The organism is Nostoc sp. JL34, assembly GCF_017114945.1.
Taxonomy (GTDB): domain Bacteria; phylum Cyanobacteriota; class Cyanobacteriia; order Cyanobacteriales; family Nostocaceae; genus Nostoc.
On record NZ_JABXKQ010000116.1, the window covers coordinates 32,186 to 50,767 of the forward strand.

Annotated in this window: 14 protein-coding genes; 6 read left to right on the forward strand and 8 right to left on the reverse strand. The window is 41.7% G+C overall.

Annotated features, from left to right (window positions below; translation table 11 throughout):
- Window positions 1-492: 492 nt before the first annotated feature.
- Window positions 493-2,739 carry a polysaccharide biosynthesis tyrosine autokinase gene (locus HWQ44_RS20405; RefSeq protein WP_292722311.1) on the forward strand — a complete coding sequence of 749 codons (2,247 nt, stop codon included), beginning with the start codon at window positions 493-495 and terminating at the stop codon, window positions 2,737-2,739.
- A 150-nt stretch (window positions 2,740-2,889) separates the two neighbouring features.
- Here HWQ44_RS20405 and HWQ44_RS20410 read toward each other — a convergent pair whose 3' ends face one another.
- The 5 genes from HWQ44_RS20410 to fabI all read right to left on the reverse strand — a co-directional run bounded on the left by HWQ44_RS20410 (window position 2,890) and on the right by fabI (window position 10,058).
- Window positions 2,890-4,284: a right-handed parallel beta-helix repeat-containing protein gene (locus HWQ44_RS20410; protein WP_292722313.1), complete on the reverse strand. Its 1,395-nt coding sequence runs from the start codon at window positions 4,282-4,284 to the stop codon at window positions 2,890-2,892.
- Between the two features lie 1,108 nt (window positions 4,285-5,392).
- On the reverse strand, window positions 5,393-6,868 hold the full coding sequence (locus tag HWQ44_RS20415) for an SLBB domain-containing protein (protein ID WP_292722316.1): 1,476 nt from the start codon (window positions 6,866-6,868) through the stop codon (window positions 5,393-5,395).
- Window positions 6,869-7,367: 499 nt separating this feature from the next.
- Complete coding sequence (locus HWQ44_RS20420; protein WP_292722319.1) at window positions 7,368-8,351, reverse strand: ABC transporter ATP-binding protein; 984 nt, start codon at window positions 8,349-8,351, stop codon at window positions 7,368-7,370.
- Window positions 8,352-8,530: 179 nt separating this feature from the next.
- Window positions 8,531-9,166, reverse strand: coding sequence for an imidazoleglycerol-phosphate dehydratase HisB (gene hisB, locus HWQ44_RS20425; RefSeq protein ID WP_292722321.1), 636 nt, complete (start codon window positions 9,164-9,166; stop codon window positions 8,531-8,533).
- A gap of 115 nt (window positions 9,167-9,281) precedes the next feature.
- The gene (gene fabI, locus HWQ44_RS20430) at window positions 9,282-10,058 is read right to left on the reverse strand and encodes an enoyl-ACP reductase FabI (RefSeq protein ID WP_292722322.1); all 777 of its coding nucleotides are present in this window, start codon (window positions 10,056-10,058) and stop codon (window positions 9,282-9,284) included.
- A 379-nt stretch (window positions 10,059-10,437) separates the two neighbouring features.
- Between fabI and ntcA the strand changes: the two genes are divergently transcribed.
- The 3 genes from ntcA to HWQ44_RS20445 all read left to right on the forward strand — a co-directional run bounded on the left by ntcA (window position 10,438) and on the right by HWQ44_RS20445 (window position 13,575).
- A complete protein-coding gene (gene ntcA, locus HWQ44_RS20435) occupies window positions 10,438-11,109 on the forward strand; it encodes a global nitrogen regulator NtcA (RefSeq protein ID WP_094347373.1) in 672 nt (223 codons plus the stop codon).
- 168 nt (window positions 11,110-11,277) lie between these two features.
- Entirely contained in the window at window positions 11,278-12,768 is a 1,491-nt protein-coding gene (locus HWQ44_RS20440; protein ID WP_292722325.1) for a DUF3084 domain-containing protein, read from the forward strand.
- Window positions 12,769-13,122: 354 nt separating this feature from the next.
- Complete coding sequence (locus HWQ44_RS20445; RefSeq protein ID WP_292722328.1) at window positions 13,123-13,575, forward strand: resolvase; 453 nt, start codon at window positions 13,123-13,125, stop codon at window positions 13,573-13,575.
- Window positions 13,576-13,655: 80 nt separating this feature from the next.
- Here HWQ44_RS20445 and HWQ44_RS20450 read toward each other — a convergent pair whose 3' ends face one another.
- Together HWQ44_RS20450 and HWQ44_RS20455 are read right to left on the reverse strand one after the other, a co-directional pair.
- Window positions 13,656-13,919, reverse strand: a complete 264-nt coding sequence (locus tag HWQ44_RS20450; RefSeq protein ID WP_069070640.1) for a DUF3146 family protein — start codon at window positions 13,917-13,919, stop codon at window positions 13,656-13,658.
- Window positions 13,920-14,265: 346 nt separating this feature from the next.
- Complete coding sequence (locus HWQ44_RS20455) at window positions 14,266-15,027, reverse strand: hypothetical protein (protein WP_292722330.1); 762 nt, start codon at window positions 15,025-15,027, stop codon at window positions 14,266-14,268.
- Between the two features lie 160 nt (window positions 15,028-15,187).
- Here HWQ44_RS20455 and HWQ44_RS20460 point away from each other — a divergent pair, with 160 nt between their 5' ends.
- Window positions 15,188-16,054, forward strand: a complete 867-nt coding sequence (locus HWQ44_RS20460) for an aldo/keto reductase (RefSeq protein ID WP_292722333.1) — start codon at window positions 15,188-15,190, stop codon at window positions 16,052-16,054.
- 264 nt (window positions 16,055-16,318) lie between these two features.
- Entirely contained in the window at window positions 16,319-16,858 is a 540-nt protein-coding gene (locus HWQ44_RS20465) for a GNAT family protein (protein WP_292722335.1), read from the forward strand.
- A gap of 232 nt (window positions 16,859-17,090) precedes the next feature.
- Here HWQ44_RS20465 and HWQ44_RS20470 read toward each other — a convergent pair whose 3' ends face one another.
- A complete protein-coding gene (locus HWQ44_RS20470; RefSeq protein WP_292722337.1) occupies window positions 17,091-18,494 on the reverse strand; it encodes an amidase in 1,404 nt (467 codons plus the stop codon).
- Between the last annotated feature and the right edge of the window lie 88 nt (window positions 18,495-18,582).

An 18,582-nucleotide genomic window follows, 5' to 3' on the forward strand; every position in this document is an offset into this window, starting at 1 on the left:
GAAGCTAAGTAATAAGTAGATGTTTATGGTCAGAAATTACAATTTGACTAGACGGCGAATTTTTTTACTTAGCTTAGGAACTTTGGCTAGCATGGGTAATTTGACAAGGGGTAGAGCTATATAATATTCGGTGAAAAAATTTCAGCTTTTGGTCATATGGCAAGTAAATTTTAATACTAATGGCTAATAGCAAAATTTTTAGTTGAACATCCTGCTGCTAAAGGGTTGATTTGTACTATCGCAGCCTAGTTATGACAACCTTAACTCATCTTAAATCCCCAATTTACCAAAGTTTTTGCTCAATAGAGAGGTATGGGAGACTGCTGCACATTTGTGCCCAAATAGGAACTAAATTTTTAACTTAATATAGTTTATACTATTGTCATATTGTAAAATCATACATAATCAATCAGTCTTGTCAATTGCAGTGGTTTGTGACTGCTTTAAGTCAACTTTTAGTTTCTTGCTTAAGACCTGTACTTTGGAAGATTTATGTCAGAAAAATTTATGGAATCTAGAGAATCTATTGATTTAGACCTTAATCGTTACTTGTTGATATTGAAAAGGTGGTGGCTACCTGCTGTCAGCATATTTGTGGCTACAGTTATTCTGAGTGCTGTATCTACAAAATTTATGAAGCCAGACTATGAAGCAGAAGGAAAACTGTTATTCAGACTTCCGTCTTTTAAAGTAGCAGGAACTAATCTTTCGCCTGGTTCCTCTGAAGGAGGAGACTCAGGAGATTTGAAACCCTTAGTAGCAACTCAAAATCCCATAAGCAGTCAGATAGAAGTTATTTCTTCCCCTACTTTATTGCAGCGGACAATAGACAAACTAAAACTCAAAGACAACGAAGGTAAACCTCTGGAAGTGCAAGCGCTACAAAAAGCCCTGAACTTAAAAATTGTTGGTGGGACAGATGTATTGAAAATTAGCTACAACAGCCCTGACCCCGAAGAAGCAGCGGCGGTGGTCAACACAATTATGAATTTTTATTTAGAAAATGATATTCTGACGAATCGCTCTGAGGCTGGAGCAACTCGTCAATTTATGGCCAAGCAGCTTCCTAAAACTCAAGCTGCTGTTAATAATGCAGAAGTAGCGCTACGTATATTTAAACAAAAGCATCAGATTGCAGATTTATCAGAGGAGACAAGATCAGCCGTTGCGACTATTGGAAATCTAGACAATGAGATGAATACTGTTAAGGCTCAACTGGACGAGGTAAACGCCCAAACCAATGAACTGCGACAAAAAGTAGAGCTAAATTCTCAGGAAGCGATCGCTGTGAGTGCCCTCAGTCAGTCACCTGCTGTACAGGGAGTTCTAGCACAACTTCAAGAGACCGATCGGCAGTTAGCAGTTGAGCGCAGCCGTTTCCTAGATGACAACCCCATAATTATTAACCTAGAAGCAAAAAAAGCTAGTTTAAAATCTCTCCTGCAACAGCAAATTGGTCAGACTATTGGCAATCGAACACAAGTTCCCCAAAGCCTATTGCAGATTGGAGAACTCAGACAAAACCTGATACAAAGTTTTCTGCAGTCAGAAATACAGCGCTTTGGCTTAACTCAAAGACTCTCCTCTCTATATAATTCTCGTTCTAATTACGAACAGCGGGTGAAACTCATACCCCAATTGGCACAAAATCAGCGGGAATTAGAACGGAAAGTTGAAGTTGCAGAATCGACCTATCAAACTCTATTGAAAAAGGTTCAAGAATTACAGTTAGTTGAGAATACAAATACAGCTAGTTCCCGAATTATTGCTCAGGCTTTAGTACCAAAAGATCCAGTAGTAGGCAAAAAAATAATTGTTTTGGTGCTAGGAGTGATGTTCGGTTTATTTTTTGCTACAACAACTGTGCTTTTCCTGGCTATGAGAGATAGATCTCTAAAAACACTTAAAGAAGTCAGAGATGTATTTGGATATACTTTGCTAGGAATTGTTCCTTTGTCTGTTAAAAAGATTCGCTCCCGCTATTCCAATTCAGAATCAACATCTCAAACAATTGCTGTTAGAGATACACCCCACTCTTTAACGAGCGAAATGTACCGGATGATTCAAGCTAATCTGAAATTCCTGAGTTCAGATAAAGTGCTCAAAACTATCGTGGTAACTAGCGCAGTTCCTAAAGAGGGCAAGTCTACAGTTTCAGCTAATTTGGCAACAGCGATCGCTCAACTAGGACGTCAAGTTTTACTAATTGATGCAGATATGCGAGTTCCTTCTCAGCATCATCTCTGGCAACTAACCAATGCAGTTGGTTTGAGTGAGGTTCTTGTCGGTCAAGCTGAATTTGATATTGCTGTATCTAAGGTAATGGATAATCTTGATGTTTTAACAGCTGGAGTTAGACCTCCCAATCCACTTGCTTTGCTTGACTCAAAACGGATGGCATCACTAATTGAAAATTTCTCATCTCAATATAACTATGATTTTGTCATTATTGATGCTCCTCCCCTCCTTTTGGCGGCCGATGCTTTGACTTTAAGCCAAATGACGGATGGGATTTTGTTAGTAGCTCGACCTGGGGTAATTGATTCTAACAGTGCAACTGCTGCTCAAGAAATGTTAGAGAGATCCAGTCACAATGTTTTAGGTTTAGTTGTGAATGGTCTCATTGATAAAAATGAATCTAGCAGTTATTTCAACCATGCTAAAGAATACTTTACTTATCAAGATTTGAAAAAAGAGGTTAAGCAACAAAAACGTATTCCCAACAAAAGCTCTGTATAAATTAGGATTTTGTCTCACAATGTAACTGAACACCATTAACGTTTAATTATCCACAAAATAATAAGCTTGCCTCCGCAAGCTTATTATTTTGTGTAACCGTGACTTCAGTCTGACGGAATTATGGGCAGATAGCAGGACATGATATTATAATTACTGATTTTCGTACGCCCCAATATCATATGCACCACGAGCAGGACGAGGGTTATCTGCATAATCAGTTTTCAAATCCTTCCAATAGTAACCCCTGTTGATCGCCGGACTCGTTGCCTTCAGTCTAAAGTCAGCAGTTGAGGGATTTACAAACTGTGGGTCTGCAATAATATCGTTAGATCCCATCGCACCGATCACGACACCATTGGGGTAAAGATTGTAGTTATAGGTGACGTTGGAATTCTTCACGTTGGTGCTTGCATTTTTACCAGCAGGACCATAAATAATGTTATTGAAAATCTTGACATCAGATGAATAACCAGCATAGATTTGCCCTTTTGTAAGGTTCGGACTTTGCTGATTCAAATATGCCGTGTTATTGACAATATCGACATGCTCACTTTCATGGGCATGAATACCCGAACCGCCATTCTTGTAGCTAATATTGTTTGCAATTAAAGTCCGTCCTCTATATGCACCATTTGGACCTTGTTTTGAAAGATCGACAATAATCCCATTACCGTCTGTAATAATTCCCCGTTCAATCCAGGGAACATACATGCGATTGTTGTAGACCCTGTTGTTGGTAACGAACATCTTGTATCCCTGGTTGTTGTCAGAATTCCGATTCTTCAAGAATGAAATACCGCTAGTCCCATAGACACCATACCAGGAGTTATTAAACACTGTATTACTATCCACCTTCACGTAATCAGCCGAAATTACTGATATACCAGCTCCTCCACAGTCATGCACTTTGTTGTTTAAAATATTTATGTGATGAACAGAACTATTGCGTCCGTCAATACTGATGCAGTTTCCGTTTGTACGCGGATTTGATGTATTAGTCTTCTGACTTAATGCATAATCAACGCTTATATTGGCATTGTCCCCTATAACCTCTAGCCCGTTGATCTCGATATACGAAACTCCATTTGATAACCCAATGCCACTCCATGTATTGTGTCGAATTTTTGGGAAATGCCCAGGATATGCTTTATACCTAATCCATGCATTTGCGTTTCCAGAACGTTTAATAGTTACGACACTCCCACTTTGCCCTATATTTTTGTATTCTCCATTCATAATCAATACTGTGTCGCCAGGGTCGGTAAGATTTGCCGCCCTTTGAATTGTCTTAAAGGGCGATGAAGTAGAAAGTCCGCTATTGCTGTCGTTTCCAGTACCACTAACATAATATGTTGTCGCGGTTGAAACCGCGCTGATCAGCTTGCGGCTAGGTAGTGGCATTTCTCGATCAGTGGATGTGGATGACTGACGAACATCTTTAACTAAAGACTCTGTTATTCTCTCTGCTTGAACCAGACCTGTTAATGCCCAGGGAAGTACAAGAGATGCGCTCAAACTAAGAAAACCTAAACCATGAATCATCATAGGGAAAAAATAGGGTATGTTGCAAAAACTCAATCGTCAACGGTCAGTAACTCTAGCCTTAGTTAGTAACTCAGTTTTGGATACGGTCGTGTAACTGCCATTTGTAAGTTTATACACGGTTTTCTAGGTTAACACCTGCGGATTTTCGCGTAAATATGGCTGAAATCCTTTTTTAGCCTATATTTCAAAAAAATACAGCTATCTGGTAAAACTACTGAAAAAAGTTTTTCAGTATCTAGGACTACCGCATTAATGGACACTAAACAACCGTACAAATGGCGTTATTTCCAATTCGACATCATTCTACTGTGTATACGCGATATCTGTGTTTTAGATAGTATATCTGTCATCAATAAGTTAATTTACTTAAACAATTCTTATGATAATAAGAATCACTGAATAGAAAAAAGCAAGGCAGAGACTAGTACTTATCGCCTCTGCCCTCTAAAATGTTCTCATTATCATAATCAATTCGAGTCCCTAAGACAAAGTTTGCAAAAACCTATCAATGTAGATTGTAAGTTTTCCGTGAAGGTTTATAATATTTGTCAATGAGTAACATTACTTAATTTTTTTATAAAGATGGCGGATACAAAATATAATTTTGGAGGTAGCAATGCCCTCTGATGCATCCGCTATGCATAGCTTGTTTAAGAATAAAGTTACGGTGGGCTACGCCTAAGCCACAATGGAAAACCAGTTCCTACTCTTGTCTTCTCCTGTAGTCGAGGTAGCGCGTAGCTAGCTGGCCTGTATAAGTACAAGAACGCCTATTCTAGACTATAAGTTTTTCTTTGAAATGAGAGACACTTTGCATAGCTATGCTTCTCTGTAAGAGTATGGCTCTATGCGCCATTTATTCTTGCTCTCAAAAGGCAGTACAAGAGTTAATTTAATACTGCCATTATTGTTTTCTACAGCAATCCTAATTAAATCGTGAGAAAATACGGAGATAAATACGCATTTATAAGCTTTTTAGCTTTTTTATCTCTCATGAATGATTAAGTAGGGCTATATTAACTCTTGAATATTAAGCGATTCAAGGAAAGTGCAATTTTAGGGACGAAGAGGGTTGATCAACGCCCCCAATTTGCATCTATCTCTTAAACTAGAGCCCGAAAACGTTCAGAAGATTAAGGATAATACCTAAAGGTCCAGTTATAGTGTTTATGGTATCGCCAGTCTTAGCTGAACCAGATCGATTGACTAGCACAACGTCATTATTGCGGAGTATAGGATTAGTTTGCTCATTAATCCCAGCCGAGAAATCCACTTTTACTATACGTTTAGTGACAGAACCATTAGGGTTAAGGCGAATCAAATCAACAGCATCGCTGCTAGCTCTGGCATCATTAAATCCGCCAGCGGCGAGTATAGCTTGATTTAAAGAGCTATTCGGCTGAATATCTGTTAACCCTGGTCTTTTAACTTCGCCTACCACACCAACTTGAATGCGTGTAGGAGACAAAGTAGTAGTAGCTAATTGAGTAGCTTCTGCGGGGTTAATTTCAGTTGCCGTCGGAATAACAATCGTATCTCCATCTTGCACAATGATGTCTTGATTGGCGTCACCACTCTGCAATAGTTGCCAAAGATTAATATCTATAGCTTGTTCTGAGCCAGTTCTTGTAGGTCGGCGTAGCTTGAGATTACGAACATCAGCCTGTGCTGTAATTCCCCCAGCTAGTTGAATTACCCGCGTTACATTTGGTAGACCAGAGGGAGAAGCAGTGCCACTATTACTATTAGCGGTTGCGCCCCCCTGAGCATCTGTGTTGCCTGGGGTGACAAGATAAGAACCGGGACGGTTAACTTCACCGATAATTGTTACTGTGCGAGGTGTGGTTTGGCTAGCAGCAAAGTTAGATGCAAATATATTGCGCGATTCTGCCACGTTAAAGTTGGTTGCAGTTGGCACAACTATGGTGTCTCCATCCCGCAAGGTAATATCCTGTGATAACCTGCCTGTTTGAATGAGTTCTTTTAAATTTATGGTGACGGCTTGCTCTGAAGAACGTCCTATTTTACGCCGTAATTGAACTTGAGTTACATCCGCAGCTAGGGTTACCCCTTGTGCTGTTGTCAATGCGGCTAATACAGTGGGGTATTGTACACCTGGATTGTCTCCAGCGCCTCCGCTCAAGCTTAGAGTGTAAGCTCCTGGACGTGTTACCTCTCCAGCAACGAAAACATTGATGGGACGAGGTGATAATAAATTGACTGAGATTAAGGGACGTTTGAGGAAGCGAGCATATCTTCTAGCAATTTCGTCAGCAGCCTGTTCACTTGTTAGACCGGAGACTGAGACACTGCCAATTAAAGGTAGGTTGATTGCTCCACCTGGGGGAATTTGGTATTCACCTGTATATTCAGGTACTTCAAATACATTTACACGGATGCGATCGCCCCCTCCTAATGAATAATTAGTATCTATTGGCGTTTGTATGGTTGATGGTTGTGTATTTGGTGGTAATGGTTGTCCTTGAGCTAGACTGGCAGATGACACAGCGGCATTGACAGCAGTTAAAAAAGCCATACCCACAGCTGGCTGAATTAGGAATTTAGACAAACTTTTGTTAAGCATATTTACCTGAGACTCTGAAACTACGATCAATAAAGTACTGTCTAAACATTTTTATTTTGACTATACCTAAGTATTCAAGTTCCCCGACACTCTTATTTTCCTAGAAAAGTGTGATTTTCCGGAGGAAATTTGTTTATTGAATTTAAATTTTTAGTGAAGTTAGCTTAAAGTTAATGTTGCTTGAATAGAGCAATATCAAAAAATATAGGATTTACACAAATAAACGCAGTTTATACAATAAATTATTTGTTAGGCAACAATCAAGTAGTCACGAATAAAGTTTTCTTGTCAAAGTTAATTTCATGACATTTAAAATCTGCAATGAGTAGTAAGAGAATACTAAAATTAGGAACAAGTTCATTAAATAAATACAAATAACCTTGAAAAGATGTCGGAATTTTATTTTTTGTGGGTTGTGTTGGGCAAAGAGAACTCAAAAAGGCAGAATTTTGGGTTTTGTTCTTCAAGCCAGTCGACAATTTACTATTTGGCAACAAGACTAATTCAATGAGTTGTTTTTTCTTTGGATTTGTTGAATAAAAAATTCTTCTAGGGAGTGACGTGACAAGTTCATGGCGATAATTTTACCTTCCATGAGACGAAGACTGGCAAGAAAATCATAGTAATCATCTTGTAGTGTACCGTGCCAGGAACCATCAGGCTCAAAGATGAGAGTGGGTATCCATTTTTTGAGAATTTCCCAGTCACCACCTCGACCTTTGACGTGATATGTATTTTTTCCGCCTAAGAGTTCATTGAGAGAACCAGAGCAAATTAGTTCACCTTGAGCGAGGATGGCAATGCGATCGCAAATCTGTTCTACTTCACTCAGAATGTGACTATTAAAAAAAATCGTCTTCCCAGCGGCTTTGAGCGCTAGGATAATTTCTCGCATTTGGTAGCGTCCCACCGGATCAAGCCCAGACATAGGTTCATCCAGAAAAACTAAATCTGGCTCATTAATTAATGCCTGTGCCATACCAACACGCTGTAGCATTCCTTTGGAATAGCGACGCAGCAGCTTTTTACGAGCGTCGGCTTGCGATAAACCCACTAATTCCAGCAGTTGGGGAATACGTTGGCGTTGGACACTTTGGGGAATTTGGAATAGCCCAGCGGCTAACTGCAAAAATTCCCAGCCAGTGAGATAGTCATACAAGTAGGGATTTTCTGGTAGATAGCCGATATGTTGCTTAACGTTGCGATCGCCTATTGGCTTACCCAACAATGATCCTCGTCCAGAGGTGGGATGAATAATTCCCAGCAATAATTTTAAAAGGGTGGTTTTACCAGCACCGTTAGGCCCCAGCAACCCAAAGGTTTCGCCTTTGTAAACCGTTAAAGAACAGTTTTTGAGAGATACAACTTTTTGATTTAGCCAAAAACCAGTACGATAGACTTTTCGCAACTCAGAAGTTAGGACTACTGGCGGAATGTCGGTCGTATTGAGTTGAGAATCAGGGTCATCTGCAACAGACTTCATCTCGGTTAAATCACCATTTACCAGCTTGATATTAATTACAAGTTACCCGATAGGCTGATAATAACCATCAACAACTGGTGTGTCAATTATCGGGGACTGGGAACTGGGGACTGAGGAATAGGAGGATCAGGAAGACAAGAAAGACTACTAAACCCAATGCCCAATGCCCAATGCCCATTTCATAGAACGCCCTTAGAACTGGGAATTATGCCAGCACGACGGGGGTCGATTTCCACAGCTAGCCGTGTTGCTCTTGCAAAGGCTTTAAATGTCGCTTCAATGATGTGATGGGAATTAATGCCATCCAGTTGCCGAATGTGCAATGTCATTTGGCTATGGTTTACCAAAGCCACAAAAAATTCTCGCACCAGTTGGGTGTCATAGGTTCCTACTCGCTGAGTAGGAATTTGCAAGCCATAGCTGAGGTGAGGACGGCCGGAAAAGTCTAGCGCTACCTGAACTAAGGCTTCATCGAGTGGTGCAAGAAAATTACCAAAGCGGATAATGCCTTTTCTGTCGCCTAGTGCCTGGTTAAAAGCTTGCCCTAAAGTAATGCCGACATCTTCATTGGTGTGATGATCGTCAATTTCCCAGTCTCCCTTGGCTTGGACATCTATATCAATCAGCCCGTGGGAGGCAATTTGATGCAACATGTGATCCAAAAACGGAACACCTGTTGCTGCTGTGCAAGTCCCTCTACCATCCAGGTTGATGGTAACTTGCACATTAGTTTCACCAGTGATGCGCTGAACAGTGGCAATCCGAGGGGTTTTGGTTGACTGGTCGTAGTTTGAATTAATTTTGCTGATTTGCATGGGAAATAGGGCATGGGGAATAGGGCATGGGGCATGGAGAATGAAAAATGGACAAGAATTTTACTAATACTCAATTCCCAATGCCCAATCCCCAATGCCCCATGCCCAAATTATCTTACATTCCCATAATTTCATATCCTGCATCTACATACAGAATTTGTCCGGTAATGCCGGTGGACAAATCACTACACAAGAAAGCCGCAGCGTTGCCCACTTCTAACTGAGTGACGGTGCGTCGTAGGGGAGCTACTTCTTCTACATGATGGATCATATCCAAAATCCCACCCACTGCTGAAGATGCCAAAGTGCGGATCGGGCCTGCGGAGATAGCATTCACACGGATATTTTGTGGCCCTAGTTCAGCAGCCAAGTAACGCACACTCATTTCTAACCCCGCCTTGGCAATTCCCATAACGTTGTAGTTGGGGATTGCTCTGACACCACCTAAATATGTCAGGGTGACGATACTACCCCCCTCTGTCATTAAAGGTTTGGCTAAACCACTTAATTGCACTAGTGAATAAGTACTGATTTCTAAAGCGGTGTTGAAGCCAGAACGAGAGGTTTGGCTGAAATCTCCAGTTAAATCGTCTTTGCTGGCAAAGGCCAGACAGTGGATGAGGATATCTAGCTTTCCCCACTGATCGCGGATTGTTTCAAAGGTAGATTTAATTTGGTCTTCATCTTGGACATTACAAGGAAGAAACAAGCTGGGGTTAAGAGGTTCTACCAACTCCGCGACTTTTTTCTCCATTTTGCCGCGTTCATCCGGCAGGTAGGTAATACCCAGGTTTGCTCCGGCTTTGTGCAGCTGTTGGGCGATGCCCCAGGCGATCGAGCGGTTATTGGCAATACCTGTAACAAGGGCATTTTTTCCAGTCAGATTTAGCATAGAAATTGTTAATGCGATCGATCATTAGGAGCATACTAGAATCTGAGCCACGTTTTGTCTTTGTTTTATACAGGATTTGCAAAAATGAATATTGATAAGGGTGTTTGCTGTGACAAAAATCTTGATTTTTTATAAAGATATTCTCAAGATATCTTTATTTGTTCTTCAAAAAACCTTTTGAATACAGCTATTGGAACTACTTATCAACAATTAGTAGCTGAAAGGATCAACAATTATGTATCATTGTAAACAAAGAGTTATGAAGAGATTAGTTTGAGTATAGGAAAGTACAGAAAGGTTGACGGTGCTTTATTCATTTTTCGGGTGTATTCTTAGGTAATCAGTTTTTGTTTTTCCGGCATTGGGTAGGGGAAGGGAGATGATCGTGACACAAGATAAAGCCCTAGCAAATGTTTTTCGTCAGATGGCGACCGGGGCGTTTCCGCCAGTTGTGGAAACGTTTGAACGCAATAAAACGATCTTTTTTCCTGGCGATCCTGCCGAACGAGTTTATTTTCTTTTGAAAGGTGCTGTTAAACTTTCCAGGGTGTACGAGGCAGGAGAGGAAATAACGGTAGCGCTGCTGCGGGAAAATAGTGTTTTTGGTGTATTGTCATTGCTGACAGGAAATAAGTCGGATCGGTTTTACCATGCGGTTGCATTTACTCCTGTGGAATTACTGTCAGCACCAATTGAACAAGTGGAGCTAGCACTCAAGGAAAATCCAGAATTATCAATGTTAATGCTGCGAGGTCTGTCTTCGCGAATTTTACAGACGGAGATGATGATTGAAACTCTTGCTCACCGAGATATGGGTTCTAGGTTGGTGAGTTTTTTATTAATTCTTTGTCGGGATTTTGGCGTTCCTTGTGCAGATGGGATCACTATTGATTTGAAGTTATCTCATCAAGCGATCGCAGAAGCAATTGGTTCAACTCGTGTTACCGTTACTAGACTATTGGGAGATTTGCGTGAGAAAAAGATGATTTCTATCCACAAAAAGAAGATTACTGTGCATAAACCTGTTACCTTAAGTAGGCAGTTCACATAAAAACAATTGGAGAAAGGGGAGTCGGCGCGTGTTGTGTTTTGAAAAATGACACTAATAGCTAGAGGGAAATCTAAAATTGAGTAATTTCAGCTATTGCCAATTTCCACTTCTCCACAGACAATGCTTAAAAGTAGTAGGCTGTATCTGGAAGGATTTCGGTAGCTAAAGATGACCACCGGATACATCCTCATCGCTGCAATTTTAATTCTGGGAGGCGTAATTGCAACCGTGGGCGATCGCATCGGCACACGAGTTGGCAAAGCCCGCCTCTCACTTTTTAAGCTTCGTCCAAAAAACACCGCTGTACTGGTCACTATTTTTACGGGTGGCTTGATTTCAGCATCAACTTTAGGGATTTTATTCGCTGCCGACGAAGGCTTGCGAAAAGGAGTCTTTGAGTTAGAAGATATTCAAACAGACCTCAGACAGAAGCGGGAACAGCTAAAAACCGCAGAAACTCAGAAAAGTCAGGTAGAGGGTGAGCTAAACCAAGCAAGAATTGCCCAAGCAAAGGCACAACAAGATTTGCAGGCAATTAATCAATCTTTGCAGGCCGCGAATGCCAAACAACGCCAAACACAAGCTCAGTTGAACCGTACTATTAGTCAACAAGCCCAAACCCAAACTCAACTCCAACGCACTCAAGGGCAGCTAGATCAGGTTGTAACTCAGTACCAAAAAGCTATAGCTGAATTGCAAAGCGTTTACAACCAGAGAAAGGAACTACAGGCAGCAGTTGAACTACTGAAGACAGAACGTCAACGACTGTATGCGGAAGCAAAAAAAGCCATTGACGAAGCCAAAACAGCAATTGAAAAACGCGATCGCGAACTTGCTAACCGTCAAGAAGCTATAGAACAGCGCGATCAAAAAATTTCCCAATTGGATCAACTAATTCAAAAGCGCAATCTAGAAGTTGCAGCACGAGAGCAAGTGATTGCCAAGCGGGAATCTCGCCTCAAAGAGTTGGAAGCACAACAGGAGCAACTAGAACAGGAAGTTGCAAGGCTGGAAAAATATTATCAGTCCTACCGCGACCTGCGTCTGGGTAAGCTAGCCTTAGTTCGTGGTCAAGTTCTGTCCGCGGCTGTAATTCGTGTTACCCAACCTGCTGCTGCTCGCCAAGCAGTGATACAACTTTTACAAGAGGCGAATCGCAACGCCAACCTGGAATTAAGTGAGCCTGGTGCAAATCCTGCAAATGTAGAGTTACTGCGTGTGACCCAGGATAGAGTTGACCAATTGAGCAAGCAGATTGGCGATGGTCAAGAATACGTGGTGCGAATTTTCTCTGCTGGTAATTACGTCAGGGGAGAAAAGCAGATAGAATTTTTCGCCGATACAGCCCGGAATCAATTGGTTTTTTCGGGGGGTGCAGTGCTGGCCACAACGACTGCCGATTCCAAAACCATGACATCCTATCAGTTACAGCAGCGGCTGGAAATACTGATTTCTGCTTCCCAATTTCGTGCCCGTAATGCCGGAATTGTCGAAAATGTGCAAGTAGAAGGGACTTTTCTGCGCTTTGTTACCCAATTAAGACAGTATAATCAGCCACTGGAAATCAAAGCGATCGCAGCAGAGGACACTTATACAGCCGGGCCATTGAGGGTAAAATTAGTGGCAATAGTCAATGGGAAAATAATTTTTAGTACTTAAAAAATTATTTGCACACTGTTATTATTCAGGAAGCAGGAGGCAGAAGGCAGGAGGAATCCACGCTTAAAAACGTAGGAATTAGGCTGTGGAAGTTTGTATCTTGCACTGTGCATCTGGATACAATTCTTCTTTTGAAACTGGGTAATGACCCAGAACTAATAGTTTTCATTCATACTTCTTTCCTCCAGCAAGAACTGCCCTGTCTACGATATGCTGCGCGATCTGCCTCCTGGCTTCTCTTGTAAGATTTAAACATATTGAACAGCAGCCAAAATAGTTGCTGTGATGGCATTTATTCTCTACGAGACGCTACGCGAACATTTCTAATTCTTAATTTTTAATTTTGAATTTATTATGACTTTCCATGAATTTTCACCAACACAACCAGTCATCTTAGGGTTTGATCCAGGTCGAGATAAGTGTGGTTTAGGGGTGATGGGACTGGATCGGCAACTATATTATCATCAGGTTGTGCTAGCAAAAGAGGCGATCGCTACCATTGAGACCCTGCGGCAAAAGTTTCCCATCTCTTTGATGGTGATGGGTGACCAAACTACAGCCAAGCAGTGGCGACAGCAGTTATATCAGGAATTGACAGAACCGTTGAGTATTATTTTAGTGGATGAGCGCTACACAACGTTAGAAGCACGCGATCGCTATTGGCAAATGTTTCCGCCTAAAGGGCTAATAAAGCTATTGCCAAAGGGTCTGCGACAGCCACCAAGACCAATAGATGACATCGTTGCCATTCTCTTAATCGAAAGATACTTAAATCGCCTCACTGAATCAGGAGTCAACCAATTTTAGATTTTGTATTTTGTATTTTGGATTGAAGAAAAAATCTAAAATCTAAAATCTAAAATCCAAAATTGAATGGCTCCTAATTCTTAAAGTTCCGCTCGAATAGTAAAAGCATAGTCTCCTCCAGGCTCTAACTGGTAATCTTGTTGCTCCAAAAATCGACCGAGGGGTTCTTTGATTAAGGCGCGGCCTTGGGAAGGCTTGACGGCAAGTTCTCCCCGGCGAAAATGCCACTGGAAATGCCACTCAAACTCACCCGCACTCACTTCGCCCTCAAGGAAGCCGTGTTGCCAGGATTGGCGAGTAATTCTGACATGGGCAATGGTTTCTGGCAGACGTTTTGCACTCACAATGCTTTATGTCAAGTGTGGAATAACAGCCGATTATGTAGGCTACTTATTTTATTTACCAAACATAGCTTAATTAGACAAACTGACAAAGTGGGTATTTGTAGTTGACTAGGTTGTGTTAATGAGCAAGACGACTTCAGGATACTGAAGTTGCAGCTATAATCCAATACAGTTGGGTGAAAATTTGATCTTCCCTAATCTTCCTTAAAAACGAGAAAATAGAGCAAGCCTTTTTTAGGCATCTTTCGGGGCAACAAATCACTAAGCCAAGCGGATTGGGCTATAAGCTGCGCGGACTTAATGCCGAAAAGTTTGGGTCAGCAGGCTACCGTGCGGTGAATTCTGGTTAAAGTTTTAGAAATGAATGTATCCTAGAAACTGCATATCTAATGTTCCTTTCATCAGTATATTGTGGGTTAATTGGAATTTGCTTCCAGGATTTCAGCACAATTACAGCCCGATAAAGTTTGGAATATTTATATTGCTTTTCTTGAATATCAAAATACAGAATATTTTCTAATGGGTGTTCGATAATTTGGTTGCCACGCCAACTTTTCCGTTCGATAAATACTTTATCAATACTTTTATAGAAGGTGCAGGTAGTTACAGGTGATGTAGCAAAATAAGCAGCGATCGCCATCATAATCAATATAAATAAAATTAAGAGAAATAGATAATCCCGTTCATTCTGCTGCACTAATAGAGAAGTTTGTCCAGAGTTGATAAAATTGTTGATTTTAGAAGTAACTTCCTGATTATATTGATAGCTAACATGTGAGAGCAGGGCAAAGTCTGCAAATGGAGTCACAATTATAACTTGATAGGTTTTCCCCCCTTTGCTACCAGTCTTTGTCAGGATGTATGCTTCCTGGAGATCAAACATTTTGAGTTTCTCCATACTTCCCAGCAAATTAAACCGCCTTAATTCACAATTCATTTGGTTTGGTGTGAGGCGATCGCAAGTTATTTGAACTGAAGCAGAATCAAAAACTAAACAGTAAATCAAAAAGCTTAAACAGCCAAGAAAAAGGCACCCACCACTAAACCAATTTCTGAGTGGTTGATGCTTTAGCTGTAATCTAGTATGGGTTTCCTCTACAATTTTCATCAGTGCGTGTGTATAGAATACTTAACCCCTGAGTAGAGTATTCCCCTGTAGCCCATTTACTTATCACTAAGTCTAAGTACTAGGGAGGATTTATGATGAATCACTAAAAAAGCTTTGGCTAACTGGTAGATAATTGGGGCAGAAAGGTATAGCTAGAAGTATGGAAACCAAACAGTTAGGAAAAACTGGTATCTTTGTGAGTGCGATCGGTTTGGGTGGTATGCCCATGTCAATTTCTAATCGCCCTCCCGAATCGCAATCAATCCAAGTTATTCATCGGGCCTTGGATCTGGGTATTACATTTATTGACACTGCCGATTCTTACTGCAAAGATGAGTCAGAGAAACATCACAATGAGCGGCTAATTCACAAGGCACTTAGTAGTTACAAAGGCGATGTTAGCCAAGTGATTGTGGCAACCAAGGGCGGGTTGATGCGTCCCGATGGCAACTGGACAAGCAACGGCAACCCAGAACATTTGCGCCAAACGATTCAAATCAGTTTTGAGGCGTTGGGTGGTGCTAAACCTATCGATGTTTGGCAATATCATTCTCCCGATACTAATTACACCATTGAAGAATCCCTTGCGCCAGCTAAAGAAGCTGTGGAGGCTGGTTTGATTCGGTTTGTGGGAGTTTCTAACTTTTCCGTTGAACAAATTAAGCGGGCGCGGGATGTGGTGGATATTGTCTCAGTGCAGAATCAATACAGCCCTTGGCAACGACAGCCAGAAAATGACGGCGTGTTGAAGTATTGCGAACAGCAAGGATTAACCTTTTTACCTTGGAGTCCCTTTGGTGGTAGGCGTCGCCATCAGGATTTGCAAGATATTTCTGCGATCGCTCAGTTAGCGAAAGAAAAAGGCGTGTCAGTGTATAATATCGTTCTGGCGTGGTTGCGTTCCAAGTCACCAGCTATTTTGCCAATTCCTGGGGCTAGCAAGGTTTCCAGCATTGAAGATTCAGTAGAAGCTATCAATGTGAAACTATCTGATGAAGAAGTGCAAAAAATTGATCGGGCAACTTAATTATTTTACTGGCTAACTTAGATGTTGTTTGAAAAGTTGTAAAGTATACTCAAAACCCCGCTTCCATTCCTCTCCCCGAAAGGTCGAGAGGCTTTGAAACCCCCATTCCCTTGTAGGGAAGGGGGGCTGGGGGGTTAGGTTTTCGAGGCTTAGATGTTACCAAAAAAACTTTTCAAACATCCTCTTAGATGTGCTAGAAGTTGCTTAAGGTTTTCGTGGCTTGTTTAGCTGCATAAACTCTTTGATAGCGCATAAAGAGAAGACATGATCCTAGAAACACACCGCTTGCTAATGCGTGACTTTATAGAGACAGATTGGCAAGCGGTTTTTGTCTATCAATCTAATCCTTTGTACTTGCGTTACAGCTACTGGACACACCGTACAGAGAAGGATGTTTGCGAGTTTATCCAGATGTTTATTGATCAGCAAAAAGAGCAACCACGAACAAAGTTTCAGTTAGCTATTATCCTCAAAGAAGAAAATCAGCTTATTGGCAATTGTGGTATCCGTGTAAATGACCCAGAAATGTGGGAAGCAAATATCGGTTATGAACTAAACCCTCAATATTGGGGACAAGGTTATGCAACAGAAGCAGCACAGACTATTTTAAAGTTCGGCTTTGAAGAATTGGAAATGCATCGGATCTGGTCTTGGTGTGTTTCACAGAATCTTGCTTCTGTAAAGGTATTAGAAAAAATTGGTATGCGTCGTGAAGGTCATCTGCAAGAAAAAGAGTTAATCAAAGGTAGATGGTACGACAACTTTTTTTACGCTATCCTTGACCACGAGTGGAAAGCAAACTAATACTGCTTCTATGAGCTACCTCAGAGACAATATCGTAAATTCCTGAGAAATTGAGGATAAGACAAGTTCAGAACCCTCATTCAGAATAATCTCCGCTTTGCGATGGCGTTGCACCTGAGTGTAAGGTTACAAACTTATCTTCTCTGCTGTTTCTAAACCTGCAAATTCTCTGCTGTTTCTAAACCTGCAAATACAATAATTTGCGAAAGTTGTTCCAGGGATGCCTGCATGATTAGCCTGATATTGCCAAGGCTGGACGATGATGAATCCAAGGGTTAGCCGCTTCTAATTGTGCTGCTAGGCTGATGATTGTGGCTTCAGCGGCAGGTTTGCCAATTAGCTGCACACTCATGGGTAAACCATTACTATCAAAACCTACAGGAATTGCGATCGCAGGTTGTCCAGTTGCATTTGCAGGCGGACAAGGGGCAACCCATTGAATAATATTTTGGAATGTCTCTTCTGGACTCAAAGAAGCCCATTCCCCAACGCGGATGGGTGAATGTAAATAAACTGGCAATACCAGCACATCCACGGTATCAAAAAACGCCACAATTTGTCGTGCCACTATCTGCATTTGAGAAACTGCTTGCAGGTACTGGGCAACGGAACCAGTGCGGGCAAATAGCCAGCGATTCAATGGCTGCAAGGCTTCAACAGGAAGTCCCGACGCTGCTACCCCAGCTTGCCAGACAATTTGAAATGGTTCAACTAAACCGCTAAAATCTGGGGATTTCTGTTCAACTTGGTGGCCGAGTTGTTCTAATAACTCAACTGTTTGGCGGACACCTTGCTGACAGTTGGCGTCAGCTTCTCCCAAAGGAGAAATGCTATTGTCAAAGGCAATTCGCAAAGCACCGAGTTTTGTCTGAGTGGCAGCGAGAAATGATGGTTCGGGATCTGGCAACCAGTAAGGATCGCCTGTCATGTAACCAGAGATGGCATCCAAAAGGGCAGCAGCATCAGCGACAGTGCGGGCGATTGGGCCGTTGACGGCAATTCCAGCAAGGCGTTCGCCTACGGGGGCTTTACTCACTCTGCCCCTGGATGGTTTGAGTCCCACTAAACCACAACAAGCGGCAGGCCCACGAATGGAACCACCACCATCAGAACCTTGAGCGATCGCACATAATCCTGCTGCTACTGCGGCCGCTGCGCCACCACTAGAACCGCCAGGGGTGTATTCTAAATTCCACGGATTTCTGGCTGGGGGAAAACCCGCAGGTTCGCTGTATGGGAATGAACCTAATTCGGAAGTGGCTGTTTTACCGAGAATAGTAAATCCAGCTTGCTTAATCCGTGTTACGACACCATCATCATAGTTAGGGATATTGTTCAGTAATGCCGGATTTCCATAAGTACAGGTAACACCTGCTACAGCATTGAGGTCTTTAATGGAAATCGGCACGCCAAAAAATGGCGGTAATTCTGAGGTAGTTGTCAATAATTCTGTTTTGGCTTTAGCATCTGCGATCGCTAATTCTGCCGTCACCGTAAAATAACTTCCTAATTGGGGATTTAACTGCCCAATCCGTTCTAAATATATTTCCACCAACTCTAGCGGTGATACTTCCCGGCGACGAATTAATTGCGCCAACTCTAGTGCTGGGGTAAATGCTAAATCAACTTCATTCATAGGTTAGTGAATGGGTAATTTTATCTTTCTCTGGGATTTTAAAACTGAAATTGTTACTTTAGCAGGATTTATGGGAATTATACATTTT

Excerpts from the sequence above, each read along its gene's own strand:
- fabI (WP_292722322.1), bottom strand. The coding sequence starts at position 10,058 with ATGCTAAATCTGACTGGAAAAAATGCCCTTGTTACAGGTATTGCCAAT.
- HWQ44_RS20440 (WP_292722325.1), top strand. The coding sequence starts at position 11,278 with ATGACCACCGGATACATCCTCATCGCTGCAATTTTAATTCTGGGAGGC.
- HWQ44_RS20470 (WP_292722337.1), bottom strand. The coding sequence starts at position 18,494 with ATGAATGAAGTTGATTTAGCATTTACCCCAGCACTAGAGTTGGCGCAA.
- hisB (WP_292722321.1), bottom strand. The coding sequence starts at position 9,166 with ATGCAAATCAGCAAAATTAATTCAAACTACGACCAGTCAACCAAAACC.
- HWQ44_RS20415 (WP_292722316.1), bottom strand. The coding sequence starts at position 6,868 with ATGCTTAACAAAAGTTTGTCTAAATTCCTAATTCAGCCAGCTGTGGGT.
- HWQ44_RS20405 (WP_292722311.1), top strand. The coding sequence starts at position 493 with ATGTCAGAAAAATTTATGGAATCTAGAGAATCTATTGATTTAGACCTT.
- HWQ44_RS20410 (WP_292722313.1), bottom strand. The coding sequence starts at position 4,284 with ATGATGATTCATGGTTTAGGTTTTCTTAGTTTGAGCGCATCTCTTGTA.
- HWQ44_RS20455 (WP_292722330.1), bottom strand. The coding sequence starts at position 15,027 with ATGAAAATTGTAGAGGAAACCCATACTAGATTACAGCTAAAGCATCAA.
- HWQ44_RS20465 (WP_292722335.1), top strand. The coding sequence starts at position 16,319 with ATGATCCTAGAAACACACCGCTTGCTAATGCGTGACTTTATAGAGACA.
- HWQ44_RS20445 (WP_292722328.1), top strand. The coding sequence starts at position 13,123 with ATGACTTTCCATGAATTTTCACCAACACAACCAGTCATCTTAGGGTTT.
- ntcA (WP_094347373.1), top strand. The coding sequence starts at position 10,438 with ATGATCGTGACACAAGATAAAGCCCTAGCAAATGTTTTTCGTCAGATG.
- HWQ44_RS20420 (WP_292722319.1), bottom strand. The coding sequence starts at position 8,351 with ATGAAGTCTGTTGCAGATGACCCTGATTCTCAACTCAATACGACCGAC.
- HWQ44_RS20460 (WP_292722333.1), top strand. The coding sequence starts at position 15,188 with ATGGAAACCAAACAGTTAGGAAAAACTGGTATCTTTGTGAGTGCGATC.